Below are 15,229 nucleotides of genomic sequence, written 5' to 3'. Positions count from 1 at the left end.
CGTCATGTATTCCGCCGCCGACACCCGTTACGATTCCATGCCCTACCGCCGCTGTGGCAAGTCGGGCCTGAAGTTGCCCGCAATTTCATTCGGTCTTTGGCACAACTTTGGCCACGATACGCCGCATGCCACCAAGCGTGAGATGTGTCACACCGCCTTTGATCTGGGGATCACCCATTTCGATCTGGCCAACAATTATGGCCCGCCTCCAGGATCGGCAGAAGTGGCTTTCGGCGAGATTCTGCAATCGGATTTCAAACCCTATCGCGACGAGATGATCATCTCATCGAAGGCAGGCTATGACATGTGGAGCGGCCCTTATGGCGAATGGGGCAGCCGCAAATATCTGATCGCTTCATGTGACCAAAGCCTGAAACGCATGGGCCTTGATTACGTGGATATCTTTTATTCGCACCGCTTCGATCCCGAAACGCCGCTGGAAGAAACCATGATGGCGCTGGATCACATAGTGAGGTCGGGCCGTGCTCTGTATGTGGGGATTTCCAGCTATAACGCCCAGCGCACGCGAGAGGCGCATGCCATTCTGAAAGAGCTTGGCACCCCCTGCCTGATCCACCAGCCCAGCTATAATATGCTGAACCGTTGGGTGGAAACCGATGGCCTGAAAGACACGCTGAAAGAATTGGGCATCGGCTCTATCGCCTTTGTGCCGCTGGCGCAGGGGCTTTTGACCAATAAATACCTCAACGGTATTCCCGAAGGCAGCCGCGCTTCACAAGACAAGTCTTTGCATCCATCTGTAGTGCAAAAAGCGATTGAATCGGTGAAAAAGCTGAACGACATGGCGCAGGCGCGCGGCCAGACTCTTGCCCAAATGGCGATTGCCTGGGTTTTGCGCGATGGCGGAATTACTTCGGCGCTGATCGGTGCATCGAAACCCTCGCAGATTGTCGATTGCGTCGGCGCGATCAATAACCTTGAATTCACGCCCGAAGAACTTGCCGCTATTGACGCGATCTCGGAAGAAAAATCCATCAACCTCTGGGCCAGATCATCGGAGTGACGGCAGCGGTGTAGCACCAAGCGTCTGCAGGTTGGGGGTAACGAATTGTTCCAGCCTGCAAACACGCAGACAGCGCCCTTGGGCCGCTGATCTGTAAATCGTGAAATTTCAACTGATCCGAGAAACTGGTGCCGCTGAAGGGCATTGAAAGCCACTATATCTGGCTATCGCCCGCTATCAGTCAAAGTCAAGGGTGCGCATCTACCTTTAAATTACTGCGCTTCATGCTATCAGCTTCACACAAGGCCTATCAATCTGCTTCACTTCATACTAGATTTAGAGGGGGATACAGAGGTGGATTGAAATGAGCCGCGCACTGAACAAGTTGAACGCGCCCAAGGTTCGCACTTGCGCTCCGGGCAAGTATTCCGATGGCGGCGGGCTGTGGCTGGTGAAACGAGAGGATGGCGGCGGGCAATGGGTGTTGCGCGTGACGATCCATGGGCGGCGGCGCGAAATGGGTTTGGGCTCTGTTTCCGATGTTTCTCTCAAAGATGCCCGTGAAGGCGCTGAAAAGTGGCGGGCCAAGGTGCGCGACAATCAAGACCCGATTAAAGTGCGGGAACGTGAACGCCGCGAAGCCGCCCGCAACATGCACCTCCTGAAAGACGTGGCGCTTGACGCCTTCGAGTCCCGCAAAGCCGACTTGAAAGGTGACGGCTTGGCGGGCCGCTGGTTTAGCCCGTTGCAACTCCACATTCTGCCCAAGCTGGGCAAAGTGCCAGTCGCTGACATTGATCAAAACGACATTCGCGAAGTGCTGCAACCGATCTGGCACACGAAAGCCGATACCGCGCGCAAGGCGCTAAACCGTCTGGGCATTTGTCTGAAGCATGGCGCGGCGTTGGGCTTGGATGTGGATTTGCAGGCAACCGACAAGGCCGTAGCATTGCTGGGCAAGCAACGGCACAAAGTCCAGAACGTGCCTTCTGTGCCGTGGCAAGAGGTTCCAGCCTTCTATGAAAGTCTGTCCGATGGCACGGTAACGCACCTCTAGGCTTAGCCTTTGCGGCGTTTGCCTTCCAACTGAGCCAAGGCTCGGTCGAACTGCGCGACCGGGTCGCGGCGCGGATCGCCGCGTAGCGACGGATTGCCCCCGGTTGCTCGGCGCTGTGCGCCGACGCCCAGCGCCAAGCGCAGCCATACATGGGGGGAATGTTGATAGTCGACGCGACGTCATCCGACGACCTGCCGTAATTGAGGCGATCGAGTTGCCAGCGGGCGATCGTCGCGTCGGGCGGCAGCTTTATCGCCTTTAGGCCGTAAAGCCACATGCCTGCCCGCGACAGCCATTGCTGATGCGGCGGCGCAATGCCCTTCTCCCAACACTCTTCAAGCGACGGGCTAGTACCAGCCTCGCAATGGCTAAGCACGGCGAGTACGGCAACGAGTTTGAGTAGCGGGTCGGTTTCGGGCTGGTCGAGGATGTCGAGAAAATCGCTGGTGAGCGATGCGCTTCCGGTCGTCAAATCGCGCAGCAGCAACCGGGTTAGGCGCAGCCGCTCGCGGATGCGCTGCTCTGCTTCGTCGCCGCCAAGTGAGATCATCACCGTGCGCGTGGGATCGATTCCGGCGCGCTCGATCCGGGCAAAGCCTTGGCCTTCGGCGAGCAGGATATCGCCTTTGGCGGCCTCCATGAAGATCATCGTCTGACGCCCGCGCAGCGCGGGGACGGTTTGCTGTAAGGTCTCGCCAGTCATCGCGCGGTAAGTGAGGAGATAGCGACCGGGCCGAACGGTGTAGCTGCGCCCGGTCTCGCGGCCCTCGGAGCCGATGCCATACAGGTGGTTGTCGCTGCCCGATATCTCCTCTTCTCGCATGTTCAACAGTTTCAAATCGCGCAGGATATCCGCCTTGTTAACGTCGTAGCCGGTCACCAGAACGACCGCGATCGATGAGTCTGACTTGCCGCCAGACGGGCGCAGTTCGTGGACGATCTTGGGCGCTTCGTTCAGCGTCACGGAGATCCCTATCTCAGTCACCCCCGAGCAACGCGCAGCGACCGAATCCTTAGCTAATTTTCGCAACTGCGACGGCGCGCGAACTGCAGGGGCCACGCCAATTTATCTCGGCGAGCCAGACTATTGCGAGGCGATGGACAGCAGTTCTGACGGAATCGCGTGCGAGCCATATCGCTGAACAACAAAATGCGGTGGGAACTGCAGCAATTCCCCGTGAAGCGGCGTTCAGCCTCCGGTTTCATCTGGCTCTCCCTGATTACCGCTCCGTCAGCAGAGCAGACATCATGGCCGGGATTCTGGTGCCGCACCAGCCGAGGTTCAGCTTTGGGGCATGCGGCCACGTAGCGTGGGTCCAGCCCGACCATCTGCTTTGGGTCGAACGCGTCAACACCTTCACAAAGGGCGGAAAGCGGCCTCTCGACGTAGCCTCTAAATCGAACCTCCACGCGATGAAGCGGTCGGTGGGTCGCTGCGCCCGGCGCGCCGGGCGGGGAGTGGGCCTTCAGACATCGCTTCGTCTTGACTTGCTGCCAGAGAGCTCGCCCTGTGAATGGAGGTCGCTTGGTCTTGGGTAGTAAAATCCCGGATAACAAGACAGGCGCCTGCGAGCACGATCACGTGCGGCCTTGTCGGAAGGGGTCCGTCCAGAACCTCCGCCGTCTTCGCAAGGCGGGGCTTCGCGGGCTTGGGCATGTCCTTTGCTGCGGAACCCCGAAAGCGATGATGAACGGCCACCCCCGTCCGGTCTGCGTAGGGCCGCATCACAGGCCGGTCGTCCTCTCGATGGCGTCGGGATAACGGGCGCCCTCGATCGGGATGGCTTCGGCCCCTGCGGTCAGGGCCTCCAGGTCCTGGGGATTGAGCGTGACCTGGGCGGCGCCGAGGTTCTCGGTGATCCTTGCGGATTTGGTCGAACCGGGGATCGGCACGATCCAGGGCCGCCGCGCCGTCAGCCAGGCCAAGGCGATCTGCGCCGGGGAGGCCCCATGGGCCGCCCCGATCCGGGTCAACAGATCGACCAGCGCCTGGTTGGCGCCCCGCGCCTCGGGCGTGAACCGGGGGAGCTTCGCGCGGAAATCGGTCGCGGCGATCTCGGTCGCGGCAGAGATGGCACCGGTCAAAAAGCCCTTGCCCAGCGGAGAATAGGCCACCAGGCCGATGCCCAGCTCTTCGATCACGCCAAGGATCTCGCGTTCGATGTTGCGCGACCAGATCGAGTATTCGCTTTGCAAGGCAGCCAGCGGCGTGACCGCATGGGCTCGGCGGATCGTGCCTGCACCCGCCTCGGACAGGCCCCAATGGGACACCTTGCCCTCGGCGATCAGCTGGCCCACCGTGCCTGCAACGTCTTCGATGGGCACCGCGGGATCGACGCGGTGTTGATATAGCAGGTCGATCTTTTCCACCCGCAGTCGGCGCAAAGATCCTTCGACGGCGCGACGGATCGCCCCCCGGCTGCTGTCCAGGCCACCACCGGCCGGGTTCTCGGCCGTGACGCCCTCGGGCGGCAAGCGGAAGCCGAACTTGGTGGCAATGGTGACCTGGCCCTTGAACGGTGCCAGCGCCTCGCCCAGCAGGTATTCGTTGGTATAGGGGCCATAGACCTCGGCCGTGTCAAAGAAGGTCACGCCCTGGTCAACGGCCGCGCGCAGGACGGGGATCATGGTTTCGGGGGCGGGGATGATGCCGTAGGAAAAGCTCATCCCCATGCAGCCGAGGCCGATTTCAGAGACGGCCAAGCCCTGGCCCAGAACGCGGGTTTTCATCGAAAGCTCCTATAGTCCGTGGATGCCAAGGCTTTGGCGGAGATGCAGGCCGGGAGTCGTGACCAGTTGCAGGATCAGGCTGGCCACGCTTTGTCGGGAAACGGTCAGGGCGGGGTTCTGGAAGGCCTCGCCCTTTTGCGTGATGCCAAACCGCGTCACGGCGTCGTCGTTCAGCCAGGCCGGGCGCAGGATCGTGTACTCCAGGTCCAAGGCCTCGATTGCCAGTGCCGAATCCCGGTAGGGGTCCAGGACGCGCTTGTAGCTTTGGCCCGGGACCTCGTCGTAAATGCCCATCGAGCTGACGAAGATCAGGCGGCGCAAGCCGGTGGCCTGCATCGCCGCGATGATCGCCTTGGCCTAGGTGGCCATGTCGCCCGAAAGGTTGGCATAGACGACATCCTGGCCCTGCATGGCCTGGGTCAAGGCGGCCTGGTCCTTGGCGTCGCCTTCGATGACCTGGACACGGGTCTCGGGCCAGCGGCCCTTCAGCCGGGCGGCGCGGCGCAGGTACAGGGTCAGGCTGGCGTCGGTCTGTTCCAGGAAGGCCCGCGTGGCGACACGGGCAATCTGGCCATTGGCGCCGATGATCAGAACCTTGGTCATCTTACAGCCCCGTCATGGCGAGGGAGGCCGCGGGCAACCTCTCGCCCTGCAAGGACAGGGCGGCGCTTTCCGCGGTCAGGCGGGCAAGGATATCCTGGGGCAAGGTCAAATCGACCGCGCCGAGGTTCTCTTCCAGCCGGGACAGCCGCGTGGTGCCAGGGATCGGCACGATCCGGGGCGCCTGCGCCAGAAGCCAGGCCAAGGCCACCTGCGCCGGGGTGGCGTTCAAGGGCGCGGCGATGGTCTTCAGCAGGTCGACCAGGGCGACATTGGCCGCCCGGGCCTGAGCCGAAAAGCGCGGCACGTTGTTGCGGAAATCGCCCGGCGGGAAGACGGTCGTGGCGGTGATGGCCCCGGTCAGGAAACCCGCGCCCAGGGGGCTGAAGGGGACGAAGCCGATACCAAGATCGGCCAGGGTGGGCAGAAGCTCGACCTCGGGTTCGCGCCAGAACAACGAGTATTCGCTTTGCACGGCGGTCAGGGGTTGGACGGCATGGGCGCGGCGGATCGTGGCGGGGCTGGCCTCCGAGAGGCCGAAATGGCCGACCTTGCCTTCGGTGATCAACTCGCCGACGGTGCCTGCGACGTCTTCGATCGGGACGGCGGGATCGACGCGGTGCTGGTAAAACAGGTCGATCTTTTCGACCCTCAGCCGCTTCAAGGCGGCCTCGGCCACGGCGCGGATATGGGCGGGGCGGCTGTTGGTGCCGCCCGTGCGCGTGCCATCGGCGGCGATGTCGAAGCCGAACTTGGTGGCGATCACGACTTTCTCCCGGATCGGCGCCAGGGCGCGGCCCACCAGGATCTCGTTGGCAAAGGGGCCATAGGCCTCGGCAGTGTCGAAGAGCGTCACACCCCGGTCATGGGCGGCGCGGATCAGCGCGATGGCGTCAGATTCGGGCGTGCCGCTGCCATAGACCCCGGTCAGGCCCATGCAGCCGAGGCCGAGGGCAGAGACGCTCATGCCTTGGCCCAATTCACGCGTTTTCATGATGGAACTCCTTGGAAGCAAAGGGACGGGCGATGAAGGCGATCGAGGTCACCATACCAATCGCCAAGAGGGCGGCCGCGACGATCAGGCCGATGTGCAGGCCGCCAAAGCTGGCAGCGACGGCGGCAAGACCGGCTACGCCCAAAGATCCGCCCAGTTGGTGGGCGACGTTGACCAGGCCCGAGGCCGCCCCGGCATCGGCAGGCTGCACGCCTTGCACGCCGGCCACCGTCAGGGGCCCAAGGGCCGAGCCGTTGCCAAAGCCCAGCAAGAGCATCGGCAGGGCGACCGAGGTCAGGTAGTCCTGGCCCGCAAAGGACAGCCAGAACAGCCCCAGGGCTCCGCAGCCAAAGGCCAGGACCAGCACCCCGCCATTGCCCAGCACCCGCGTCAATCGCGGCAGGGCCAGCGAGGCGAGGAAGGTCACCCCGGTCATCGGCAGGAAGCCCAGGCCCGCCTGGACGGGGGTAAAGCCAAGGTCGTTCTGCATCAGCTGCGTCGTCAGAAAGAAGAAGCCCATCATCGCACCGATGAACATCATGCGGGCCGCATAGGCTCCGCTGCGGACGGGGCTGTGGAACAGGCGCAGCGGCAACAAGGGCGCCGTGGACCAGGCCTGGCGCAGGAAGAAGGCCATCAAAACCACGGCCCCAAGTGCGAGGGCGGCCAGGGTCAGGCTATCCGGCCCCACTTCCGCGATGCGCAGGATGCCGAAGACCAAGGCGGCCATGCCGAAGGTCGAGGTCAGGGCGCTGGCGATATCGAGGCTGCCGCCAGAGGCCGGGGTCTCGGTCAAGAGATGCCGCGCGGCCAGGTAGACCGCGATGCCCACGGGGACGTTGATGAAGAAGCCAACCCGCCAGCTGAGCCAACCGGCAAAGACCCCGCCCAGAACCAGGCCCAGGCTGGACCCGATCCCTGCGGTGGCGGCATAAAGGCTCAAGGCGCGCGTGCGCTCTTCGCCTTCGGCAAAATGCACCTGCAACAGCGCCAGGGTCGAGGGCGCAAGCACCGCAGCCCCCAAGCCCTGCACCGCCCGGGCGGCCAACAGAACGGCGGCATTGGGTGCCGCCCCGATCACCAGGGAGGACAGGGTGAACAGCGAAAGCCCGGCCAGAAAGACGCGGCGGCGGCCGAAGAGGTCTCCGGCCCGCGCGCCCAGCATCAGGAAGCCACCGAAGGCCAGCATGTAGGAGGTCTGCACCCAGGACAGCATCACGGGCGAAAACCCCAGCTCGGCGCGGATCTCGGGCAGGCCGGTGATCACGATCGAGGTGTCCAGCAGGATCATCGTATAGCTGGCCAGCACGACGATCAGGACGGCGCGTTGGGCCTTATCCATGGTATTGCTCATCGCTCACCTTCTCCAGCCAGGTGACGGAAACACCGTCCAGCGCCTCGGCCAGCGCAATATGGGTCATGCCGACCAGGGGGCTCGCGCCGTGCCAATGCCGCTGACCAGCCGGAAAGCAGACGATGTCGCCGGGGTGGATTTCCTGAACCGGGCCGCCTTCGATCTGCATCAGGCCCAGGCCCGCGGTCACGATCACGGTCTGGCCCAGCGGATGGGTGTGCCAAGCGGTGCGGGCGCCGGGCTCGAATGTGACCACGCCGCCACCCAGCCGAGAGGGGGCCTCGGCCGCGAACCGGCTGTCGATGCGGACTTGGCCGGTGAACCAGGCCTCGGGGCCCGGGGCCGAAGGGACAGAGCCGTTGCGGATGATCATGGAATGCCTCGTTCTTGATGATGTGAGAATAGCGCTTTCGCTTTCATGGGATTATCCCCTAAAATCGGCATGAACTGATACTTTGGGTGCATGAATGAAACGGGACGAACTGGGCGACCTGTCGGCCTTTCTGGCCGTCATCGAGGCGGGCAGCTTTACCAAGGCGGCGGCGCAGATGGGGACCTCGCAATCGGCACTCAGCCATACGGTCGCGCGGCTGGAGGCGCGGTTGGGGCTGCGGTTGCTCAATCGCACCACGCGGCGGGTCGGCCCCACCGAGGCCGGAGAGCAACTGGCCGCCACGCTCCGCCCCTGTTTCGACGAGATCGAGGCACGGCTGGCCTCGCTTTCGGCGCTGCGCGACAAGCCTGCGGGGCTGGTGCGCATCTCCTCCAGCGCCTTGGCGGCCGAGATGATCCTGTGGCCGATGATCGAGGCCCTGGCCCCGGACTATCCCGAGGTCCGGATCGAGGTGAACGTGGAAAGCCGCTTCACCGATATCGTGGCAGAGCGTTTTGACGCAGGCGTCAGGCTGGGCGAAAGTCTGGACCGCGACATGATCGCCGTCCGGATCGGGCCGGATATGTCGATGGCGCTGGTGGCCTCGCCCGATTACCTCGGCCGCCATGGCAGCCCCTCGGCGCCGCAAGACCTGGTACATCACGCCTGCATCAACCTGCGCCTGCCGACGATGGGCAACCTTTACGCCTGGGAGTTCGCGCAGAACGGCAGGCCGCTGAACGTCCGGGTCGAGGGGCCTTTGACCTTCAACCTCCCCGGCCTTTGCCTGAATGCGGCGCGCGCGGGCCTGGGCCTGGCCTTTGTGCCAGAGCCCTATGTGACCGAGGACCTCGCGCAAGGCCGCCTCGTGCGGCTGCTGGCAGAGTGGTGCCCTGTCTTCCCGGGCTTCCACCTGTATTATCCCAGCCGCCGCCAGACCTCGCCTGCCATGGCTTTAGTGGTGCAAAGGCTGCGCTGGCGGGGCTAGGCCCGTCACCGACAGACCTCAGGCCGCGGTCGACATCAGCGCGTTGAAGCCATGAACAAAGGCATGTTCCTTGCTGCCCGGATTGTCGCGCAGACCCTGCAGCGCCTCGACATAGACTTCGGGCGCCTCTGTGGCGAGGCCCTGCATCGTGGCGGCGATGAAGGCGTCAAGCGGCATGGCGCGCGGGTCCTCCTTGCCGGGGACCAGATCGGTCGCAACCCATGGCGGGGCGATCTCTTGCACGGTGACCTTGGTGTCGCGCAGGGCATAGCGTTGCGACAGGGCATAGGAATGCAGCGCAGCTTTCGACGCGGAATAGACCGCAGCACTGGCCAAGGGCACGAAGGCAAGGGCCGAGGTGTTGTAGATCACCGTGGCGCGCGGCTGCGCCCGCAGATGCCCGATCAGCGCCGAGGTCAAAGCGATCGGCCCCAGAAGATTCGTGCGCAAGATCGCTTCGGAGGTCGCAAGGTCGATGCGACCCGCCGCATCGTCGAAAGGCATGATGCCGGCGTTGTTGATCAGCACGTTAAGCCCCGGGTGATCTGCGGTCAGCTGGGCGGCCACACGGGCGATATCGGCCGCGTCGTCGATGTTCAGCTCGACGCCGACGATCCCCGGGTTGGCGGCTGCGACCTCGTCCAAGAGCGCCTTGCGGCGGCCCGCGATGATGACCTTGTTGCCAAGCGCGTGAAACGCCTCGGCAAGCGCGCGGCCAATGCCGGAAGTGCCGCCGGTGATGAAGATCGTGTTGTCGGTCATGTGCATGGTCAGATTCCTTCTCTGGCCCTTGGGCCGGTTGTGGAACCTGTATGAGGGCATCGGCCTTTGGCGCAAATGTCAAAGAACCGTCTTTTTCTGTCATCAGGCCGCCAAGGTCCGCTTCAGGCTGGCGGGCGGCTGGCCATAGGCGCGCAAAAAGGCGCGTCGCATCCGGTCGCGGTCGGCAAAGCCGGTGTCGCGGGCGACGATCTCCATCGGGTGGCGCCCTTCTTCCAGCATCAGCTTGGCCGCCTCCAGCCGCAAGATTTCAACCGCTTTGGCCGGGGACTGACCAGTTTCCTCACGGAACACCCGGGCGAATTGGCGGGGCGAGAGGCTGGCAGCATCGGCCAGTTCATCGACCGTCAGGGGGTTCGTGAGGTTCTCGCGGGCATGGGTCAGGGCGCGCTTGATCCGGTCCGAGCGCGGCTCCAGCTCTAGCATGGCGGAGAATTGCGACTGTCCGCCGGGTCTGCGGTGATAGACCACGAGCTTGCGCGCGATGGATTTGGCAAGGCCCGCCCCGTGGTCTTCTTCGATCAGGGCCAGGGTCAGATCGATCCCCGCTGTCATGCCCGCCGAGGTCCAGACCGCGCCATCCTGGATGTAAATTCGATCCGGATCGACAGCAACATGCGGAAATTGCTTTTGCAGTTGCCGCGTATAGGCCCAATGTGTTGTCGCAAGCCGCCCCTGCAAAAGCCCGGCCTGCGCCAGGACAAAGGCGCCCGTGCAGATCCCCGCCACCCGCCGCGCCTCATGCCCCGCCCGGGCGACAAAGGCCGCAAGGCCATTGGACACCGGCCGGGGCACCAGCCCTCCGGCCACCATCAGCGTGTCGGGCATGACGCCCAGGGCCACGGTTTCGATCCCCACCCCCATGGTCGACCGGCGGATGCCGCCGTCTTCTGACAAGACGGTCAGCCGATAGCCGCGCGACCCAAGCTCATGATTGGCGAATTCAAAGGCCGACAGGGCCGAAAGCGCCATGCTTTGAAAGCCGTCCTCAAGGATCAACCCAACCTGACGCATCACGACCCTCGTCTGTTATCGCGTTCAAACAATAGGGTGGTCATGTCGCAAGTGCAATCACGCCATGGCAGGATATGTCGGTCCTTTGTCATTTGCGCCAAATTTTCTTCTCCTTAAAAAAGGCGGCACCGCTCCACCCCCGGACCGGGCGGCACGAAAGGCCACACCCGATGCAAACCGACACGCCCAAACCCATAGTTTCCCTGCGTCTGATCGTGCTTTTGGGAGGGCTTGCGGCCATGTCGGCGCTGTCGACCAATATCCTGCTTCCCGGTTTCCCCGAGATTGCCCGCGACCTGCAAGCCTCGCCTCGCGAGATGGGGCTGATCCTGTCCAGCTTCCTCTTGGCCTTTGCCTTGGGCCAGCTGATCGCCGGACCGCTGAGCGACCGGGTCGGGCGCGTGCGACCGGTCTTGTGGGGCTTGGCGCTTTTTGTGGTGGGCTCGGTCGTGGTTTCCATGGCGCCGACCCTGTCGATCCTGCTGGGCGGACGGGTGGTGCAGGCCCTTGGCATCTGCGCGGCGGCCGTCCTGTCGCGCGCGATTGCCCGCGACCTGTTCGAGGGCCCGGACCTCGCCCGCGTCCTGTCCCTGACCATGATCGCCATGGCGGCAGCGCCCGGGTTTTCGCCCCTGATCGGCGGGCTTTTGGTCGAGCTCGCAGGCTGGAGGCTGACCGTGGTTCTGGTGGCGGTTCTGGCCGTCGTGCTGAGCGCCAGCTATCTGCGCCTGGGAGAGACCCTGCCGCCCGCCCGCCGCCAGATCGTTCCCTTGTCCGCAATCTTTCGGTCTTATGCAGCGCTGGCCCGGCAGACGATCTTTTTGCGCCCCGCCCTTGCCGCAGCCCTGATCATCGGCGGGCTTTACGCGATGTTCGGCGCCTCTCCCGAGATCCTGATGGGACTGCATGGCCTCGACCGCCTGCAACTGGGCCTGTTCTTTGCCGCCACGGTCTTCGTGGTCTTTGGGGCGGGGCTTTTGGCGCCGCGACTGGCTGGGCGGTTCGGAGCCCTGCCGATGATGCGCCTTGGCACGGGTCTGGTCACGGCGGGCGGGCTTGCGATGCTTTTGGGCAGCGGGCTTGCGATTTACATCCTTGGCGTGGTCATCTTTCTGCTGGGGATGGGGCTGTTGAACCCCTTGGCGACGGCTGCGGCTTTGCAACCCTTCGGTCGAGAGGCGGGCCTGGCCTCGGGCCTCTTGGGGTTTCTTCATATGATGGCCGCTGCAGGCTCCACCGCCGCCGTCAGCCTGACCCCGGGCAACGCCCAGACAACGCTGGGCCTGTGGCTGACAACGGTTGGCATGATGGCCCTTTTGTGCCTGGGAAAACGCGCGGCGTGAGCCCAGAAGCAGCCGCAGAGCGCGTTGGCGCAGACATGGAGAACCCGCAGGCTTCGGATGCGGGGTGATGCGTGTTCAGGTGCAGCTCTGTTCACTTCCTGCCGGACAAGAGGCTGGATCTTCGGGCGATTCTACCGAAGACCCCGCAAGATCGCCTGAAGGCCCGAGAGAAAAAGCGCCTCTCGGGGCAGGGTTGCGTAGATCCGGCCAGCCTCGGACAAGAGGGGAAAGGCCTCGATCGCTTCGAGCCGAGGGGGATGGGCGGCTTCGGCCTGCTCTTCCAGAACAAAGCCCACGACAAAGCGCGCCACGGTGACCAAGGCCGTCAGGGCCGCACCGACATCGAACCCCGCCGCCACAAGACAGGCCAGATGCGCCTCTGCTTCAGGCAGCGCATCGGGCTCGGCCCGAGCGCCGGCATGGACCCGCGCTCCATCGCGTCGCCCCAGCAGGCAGGCGCGAAAGCTGGTCGCATGGGCGTGCAGGAAATCGCGCCAGTCCTCTCCGGCCAAAGGTGTCCGGCGCGCATGCGAGGTCCGCATCATCTGCGCATTCATCGCATCCAACAGCGCCTGCTTGTCGCGGAAATGCCAATAAAGCGAGGGCTGCTTGACCCCCAGCCGCTCGGCCAGCTTGCGGGTGCTAAGCGCATCGAGGCCGATCTCGTCGAGAAGTGCCAGGGCCTCGGCCACCGCATGATCCTTGTCAATTTTCATCTTGGCCTCCATCTTGGGGCTTGCCTATCACTGATAGGTAAGCCTATCCAGTGCAAACTTCGAAAGGAACGCCCCGTGAAACCCAGCTCCCTCTTTGTCCCCTGCGGCGACTTGACGCTGCATGTCGAAACCTTTGGCCAGGCGGATCGGCCTGCCGTCTTGCTGATCATGGGGAACTCTGCGCCGGGCCTCGTCTGGCCGGATGCATTCTGTGCGGGGCTCGCGGAAACTGGCTTTCGGGTGATCCGCTTTGATCAGCGTGACACGGGTCTTTCGTCACATGTCGATTACGAAAGCGCGCCCTATGACCTTGCCGACCTTGCAGCCGAAGGCCTTGCTGTGCTGGATGCGCTTGCCATCCAGCACGCCCATGTCGTCGGCCTTTCGCAAGGAGGCTCGGTGGCCTGTCGCATCGCGTTGGCGGCTCCGGGGCGGGTCGCGTCTTTGGCCCTGCTGATGTCCTCGCTGCGGCTGGGACCCAAGAACCGCGCCTTCGCGGGCCTTGACCCTGAACCGGGCGCCCTGCCGCAGCCCGCCGCCGCCTATGTGGCCGAAGTCATTGCCCTCAACGCCGTGGCGCCTCAAGGAGCGGCCGACATTGCCCGGTCCTTCGTCGAGAACTTCCGGCTGGCCAAGGGGCCCGCGTCTCCTTTTGACGAAGCCTTCTGGGCCGATCTTGGCGCGCAGGTGGCGGCGATCCCGGAACAGCGGGGCGATGGGCAGGTGGCGCGGATGGCCAATTCCAGCAACCATCGAAAGGCGCAGATGGCAACGGCGGAACTGACCGAGGCCGAACTTGAAGCGATCGGGATCCCGACGCTGGTCCTTCATGGCGACGGTGATCCGATCTTTCCGATGGCCCATGCGGACTGGACAGCCCGCGCCCTTGGGGCTGCCCGGGTCGAGGTCATCGCCGACATGGGCCATGCGCTGGATCCAGCTTTCTTCGCGCCCATCCTGTCGAGGCTGACCGCGCATTTTGCCACGTAGGACAAAAGGCAGATCGAGCCATCTCTTGTGGTCAGTGAAAGCGTGAACCTGTCCCTGCAGCACCCTATCGATCCCGCCCTGCGGCTGTGCACAGAACTTGGAATCGCATTTTTACCCATCAGTCCCAGAGCACATTAGGTTTTGTCCGGCAGGATCGACGCCACGACCCAGAAGGGTGCAGAAAACTTTCGCGCACCCTCGCCCCGCTTTGCCGCCGAAACGCGGGAAGCAAAGTTCGGGCGCGTCGATTTCCCGAACCGGGTCACAAAACAGGGGTGAGGCCGCGAAGACCGCCGCTCATTGTGGGCGGCTGCACGAGGCCGCCCCAAGTCCAACTGTCGTGGGTCGAGGTCGTCTTTCCTCTGTCACGGTGGGAGGCTTCAACCCCGCCACCGCAGACCGTCGATCAGCAGCCGAAACGCCGAAGTGACCTGCCGCCGGCTTGGGTAGTAAAGATGGTATCCGGCAAACGGCGGGCACCAGTCTGCCAGCACCCTCACCAGGCGACCGGCCTTCACATGCGGCCCAAGATGATCCGACGGCAAGCAGATCAACCCGCGCCCGGCCAGCGCGGCATCCAGGATCAGATCCGGGTCGTTGCTTGTGAATTGCCCCTCCACACGAACATTCAGCGGGCGCACATCCTTGCCGAATTCCCAGGCATAAAGCCCGCCCAGCGTCGGCAGGCGCAGATTGATGCAGCAATGCGCCGTCAGATCGTGGGGCGTTTCAGGCTTTGGATGGTCGCGGAAGTAATCGGGCGATCCGGCCACCACCATCTCAAGGTCCGGAGAAATCTGGACCCCGATCATGTCCTTGTCGACGCTTTCCCCCAGCCGGATGCCCGCATCATATCCTTCCTTCGCGATATCGACGAAGCGGGAATCGATCGCCACCTCGATATGCACGTCCGGGTACTCGGCCATCAGGCGGTTGGCGACGGGCATCACGATATGGTGCGCCGCATGTTTGCTGGCGGTCAGCCGGATCGTTCCCGAAGGCCTGCTCCGGATGTCATCCAGCGAGAGCAACTGCGCCTGGATGCCGTCAAATGCCGGGCGCAAGGTATCCACCAGGCGTTGCCCCGCCTCTGTCGGAGAGACCGACCGGGTTGTCCGGATCAGAAGCTTCACGTCCAGCCGCTCTTCCAGCCGTCGCACGACCGCGCTGACCGCGCTTTGCGAGGTGCCAAGCCGCGCTGCGGCTCGGGTAAAGCTGAGTTCCTCGGCCACGGCCAGGAATGCGATCAGATCGCTCATCTCGTCGCGTCGCATTGATACTTTCCAGATATAAGGGCGTTCCTGATCTAGCACCTAATTTCCGGCG

General features: G+C 63.8%; 13 protein-coding genes and 2 pseudogenes. 6 read left to right on the top strand and 9 right to left on the bottom strand.

The annotated features are described in order from the left end of the window. The first annotated feature begins 4 nt into the window (after positions 1-4). The 3 genes and pseudogenes from mgrA (at position 5) to ACFOGH_RS14825 (ending at position 3,163) form a co-directional block, all read left to right on the top strand. A complete protein-coding gene (gene mgrA, locus ACFOGH_RS14835) occupies positions 5-1,024 on the top strand; it encodes an L-glyceraldehyde 3-phosphate reductase (protein ID WP_380073854.1) in 1,020 nt (339 codons plus the stop codon). 304 nt (positions 1,025-1,328) lie between these two features. Continuing rightward, positions 1,329-2,018: pseudogene (locus ACFOGH_RS14830) on the top strand (tyrosine-type recombinase/integrase); the annotation flags it as partial. A gap of 911 nt (positions 2,019-2,929) precedes the next feature. Continuing rightward, positions 2,930-3,163 carry an excalibur calcium-binding domain-containing protein gene (locus ACFOGH_RS14825; protein ID WP_380073853.1) on the top strand — a complete coding sequence of 78 codons (234 nt, stop codon included), beginning with the start codon at positions 2,930-2,932 and terminating at the stop codon, positions 3,161-3,163. 583 nt (positions 3,164-3,746) lie between these two features. On the opposite strand, the gene ACFOGH_RS14820 is transcribed toward ACFOGH_RS14825, so the two are convergent. From ACFOGH_RS14820 to ACFOGH_RS14800, 5 genes and pseudogenes are all read right to left on the bottom strand, one after another. After that, positions 3,747-4,751: an aldo/keto reductase gene (locus ACFOGH_RS14820; protein WP_380073852.1), complete on the bottom strand. Its 1,005-nt coding sequence runs from the start codon at positions 4,749-4,751 to the stop codon at positions 3,747-3,749. Positions 4,752-4,760: 9 nt separating this feature from the next. Further along, positions 4,761-5,354, bottom strand: a pseudogene (locus ACFOGH_RS14815) (NAD(P)H-binding protein). A gap of 1 nt (position 5,355) precedes the next feature. Then, positions 5,356-6,345 (bottom strand): aldo/keto reductase, encoded by a 990-nt coding sequence (locus tag ACFOGH_RS14810; RefSeq protein ID WP_380073851.1) that lies wholly within the window; start codon positions 6,343-6,345, stop codon positions 5,356-5,358. Beyond that, entirely contained in the window at positions 6,332-7,687 is a 1,356-nt protein-coding gene (locus ACFOGH_RS14805) for an MFS transporter (protein ID WP_380074013.1), read from the bottom strand. The genes ACFOGH_RS14810 and ACFOGH_RS14805 overlap by 14 nt, the downstream gene beginning before the upstream one ends. Beyond that, positions 7,680-8,072: a (R)-mandelonitrile lyase gene (locus tag ACFOGH_RS14800; protein ID WP_380073850.1), complete on the bottom strand. Its 393-nt coding sequence runs from the start codon at positions 8,070-8,072 to the stop codon at positions 7,680-7,682. The genes ACFOGH_RS14805 and ACFOGH_RS14800 overlap by 8 nt, the downstream gene beginning before the upstream one ends. 94 nt (positions 8,073-8,166) lie before the next feature. On the opposite strand from ACFOGH_RS14800, the gene ACFOGH_RS14795 reads away from it, so the two are divergent. Beyond that, on the top strand, positions 8,167-9,060 hold the full coding sequence (locus ACFOGH_RS14795) for a LysR family transcriptional regulator (protein ID WP_380073849.1): 894 nt from the start codon (positions 8,167-8,169) through the stop codon (positions 9,058-9,060). An 18-nt stretch (positions 9,061-9,078) separates the two neighbouring features. Here ACFOGH_RS14795 and ACFOGH_RS14790 read toward each other — a convergent pair whose 3' ends face one another. Further along, positions 9,079-9,828 (bottom strand): SDR family oxidoreductase, encoded by a 750-nt coding sequence (locus ACFOGH_RS14790; protein WP_380073848.1) that lies wholly within the window; start codon positions 9,826-9,828, stop codon positions 9,079-9,081. Between the two features lie 96 nt (positions 9,829-9,924). Next, positions 9,925-10,854, bottom strand: a complete 930-nt coding sequence (locus ACFOGH_RS14785) for a GlxA family transcriptional regulator (RefSeq protein ID WP_380073847.1) — start codon at positions 10,852-10,854, stop codon at positions 9,925-9,927. A gap of 170 nt (positions 10,855-11,024) precedes the next feature. Between ACFOGH_RS14785 and ACFOGH_RS14780 the strand changes: the two genes are divergently transcribed. Continuing rightward, positions 11,025-12,197 carry a multidrug effflux MFS transporter gene (locus ACFOGH_RS14780; protein WP_380073846.1) on the top strand — a complete coding sequence of 391 codons (1,173 nt, stop codon included), beginning with the start codon at positions 11,025-11,027 and terminating at the stop codon, positions 12,195-12,197. A 131-nt stretch (positions 12,198-12,328) separates the two neighbouring features. Here ACFOGH_RS14780 and ACFOGH_RS14775 read toward each other — a convergent pair whose 3' ends face one another. Continuing rightward, a complete protein-coding gene (locus ACFOGH_RS14775) occupies positions 12,329-12,913 on the bottom strand; it encodes a TetR/AcrR family transcriptional regulator C-terminal domain-containing protein (RefSeq protein ID WP_380073845.1) in 585 nt (194 codons plus the stop codon). A gap of 75 nt (positions 12,914-12,988) precedes the next feature. Here ACFOGH_RS14775 and ACFOGH_RS14770 point away from each other — a divergent pair, with 75 nt between their 5' ends. Beyond that, positions 12,989-13,903 carry an alpha/beta fold hydrolase gene (locus tag ACFOGH_RS14770; protein ID WP_380073844.1) on the top strand — a complete coding sequence of 305 codons (915 nt, stop codon included), beginning with the start codon at positions 12,989-12,991 and terminating at the stop codon, positions 13,901-13,903. A gap of 380 nt (positions 13,904-14,283) precedes the next feature. On the opposite strand, the gene ACFOGH_RS14765 is transcribed toward ACFOGH_RS14770, so the two are convergent. Next, on the bottom strand, positions 14,284-15,162 hold the full coding sequence (locus ACFOGH_RS14765; protein ID WP_380073843.1) for a LysR family transcriptional regulator: 879 nt from the start codon (positions 15,160-15,162) through the stop codon (positions 14,284-14,286). Positions 15,163-15,229: the final 67 nt, after the last annotated feature.

The sequence above is a fragment of the Cypionkella sinensis genome (genome assembly GCF_042646385.1).
Classification (GTDB): Bacteria; Pseudomonadota; Alphaproteobacteria; order Rhodobacterales; family Rhodobacteraceae; genus Cypionkella; species Cypionkella sinensis.
Note: the sequence above shows the minus strand (reverse complement) of the source record. Positions and strands in the feature narration are given on the sequence as shown.

What these genes read in the sequence shown, in the direction of transcription:
- mgrA (WP_380073854.1), top strand. Translation starts at nt 5, where the DNA reads ATGTATTCCGCCGCCGACACCCGTTACGATTCCATGCCCTACCGCCGC.
- ACFOGH_RS14820 (WP_380073852.1), bottom strand. Translation starts at nt 4,751, where the DNA reads ATGAAAACCCGCGTTCTGGGCCAGGGCTTGGCCGTCTCTGAAATCGGC.
- ACFOGH_RS14810 (WP_380073851.1), bottom strand. Translation starts at nt 6,345, where the DNA reads ATGAAAACGCGTGAATTGGGCCAAGGCATGAGCGTCTCTGCCCTCGGC.
- ACFOGH_RS14805 (WP_380074013.1), bottom strand. Translation starts at nt 7,687, where the DNA reads ATGGATAAGGCCCAACGCGCCGTCCTGATCGTCGTGCTGGCCAGCTAT.
- ACFOGH_RS14800 (WP_380073850.1), bottom strand. Translation starts at nt 8,072, where the DNA reads ATGATCATCCGCAACGGCTCTGTCCCTTCGGCCCCGGGCCCCGAGGCC.
- ACFOGH_RS14795 (WP_380073849.1), top strand. Translation starts at nt 8,167, where the DNA reads ATGAAACGGGACGAACTGGGCGACCTGTCGGCCTTTCTGGCCGTCATC.
- ACFOGH_RS14790 (WP_380073848.1), bottom strand. Translation starts at nt 9,828, where the DNA reads ATGCACATGACCGACAACACGATCTTCATCACCGGCGGCACTTCCGGC.
- ACFOGH_RS14785 (WP_380073847.1), bottom strand. Translation starts at nt 10,854, where the DNA reads ATGCGTCAGGTTGGGTTGATCCTTGAGGACGGCTTTCAAAGCATGGCG.
- ACFOGH_RS14780 (WP_380073846.1), top strand. Translation starts at nt 11,025, where the DNA reads ATGCAAACCGACACGCCCAAACCCATAGTTTCCCTGCGTCTGATCGTG.
- ACFOGH_RS14775 (WP_380073845.1), bottom strand. Translation starts at nt 12,913, where the DNA reads ATGAAAATTGACAAGGATCATGCGGTGGCCGAGGCCCTGGCACTTCTC.
- ACFOGH_RS14765 (WP_380073843.1), bottom strand. Translation starts at nt 15,162, where the DNA reads ATGAGCGATCTGATCGCATTCCTGGCCGTGGCCGAGGAACTCAGCTTT.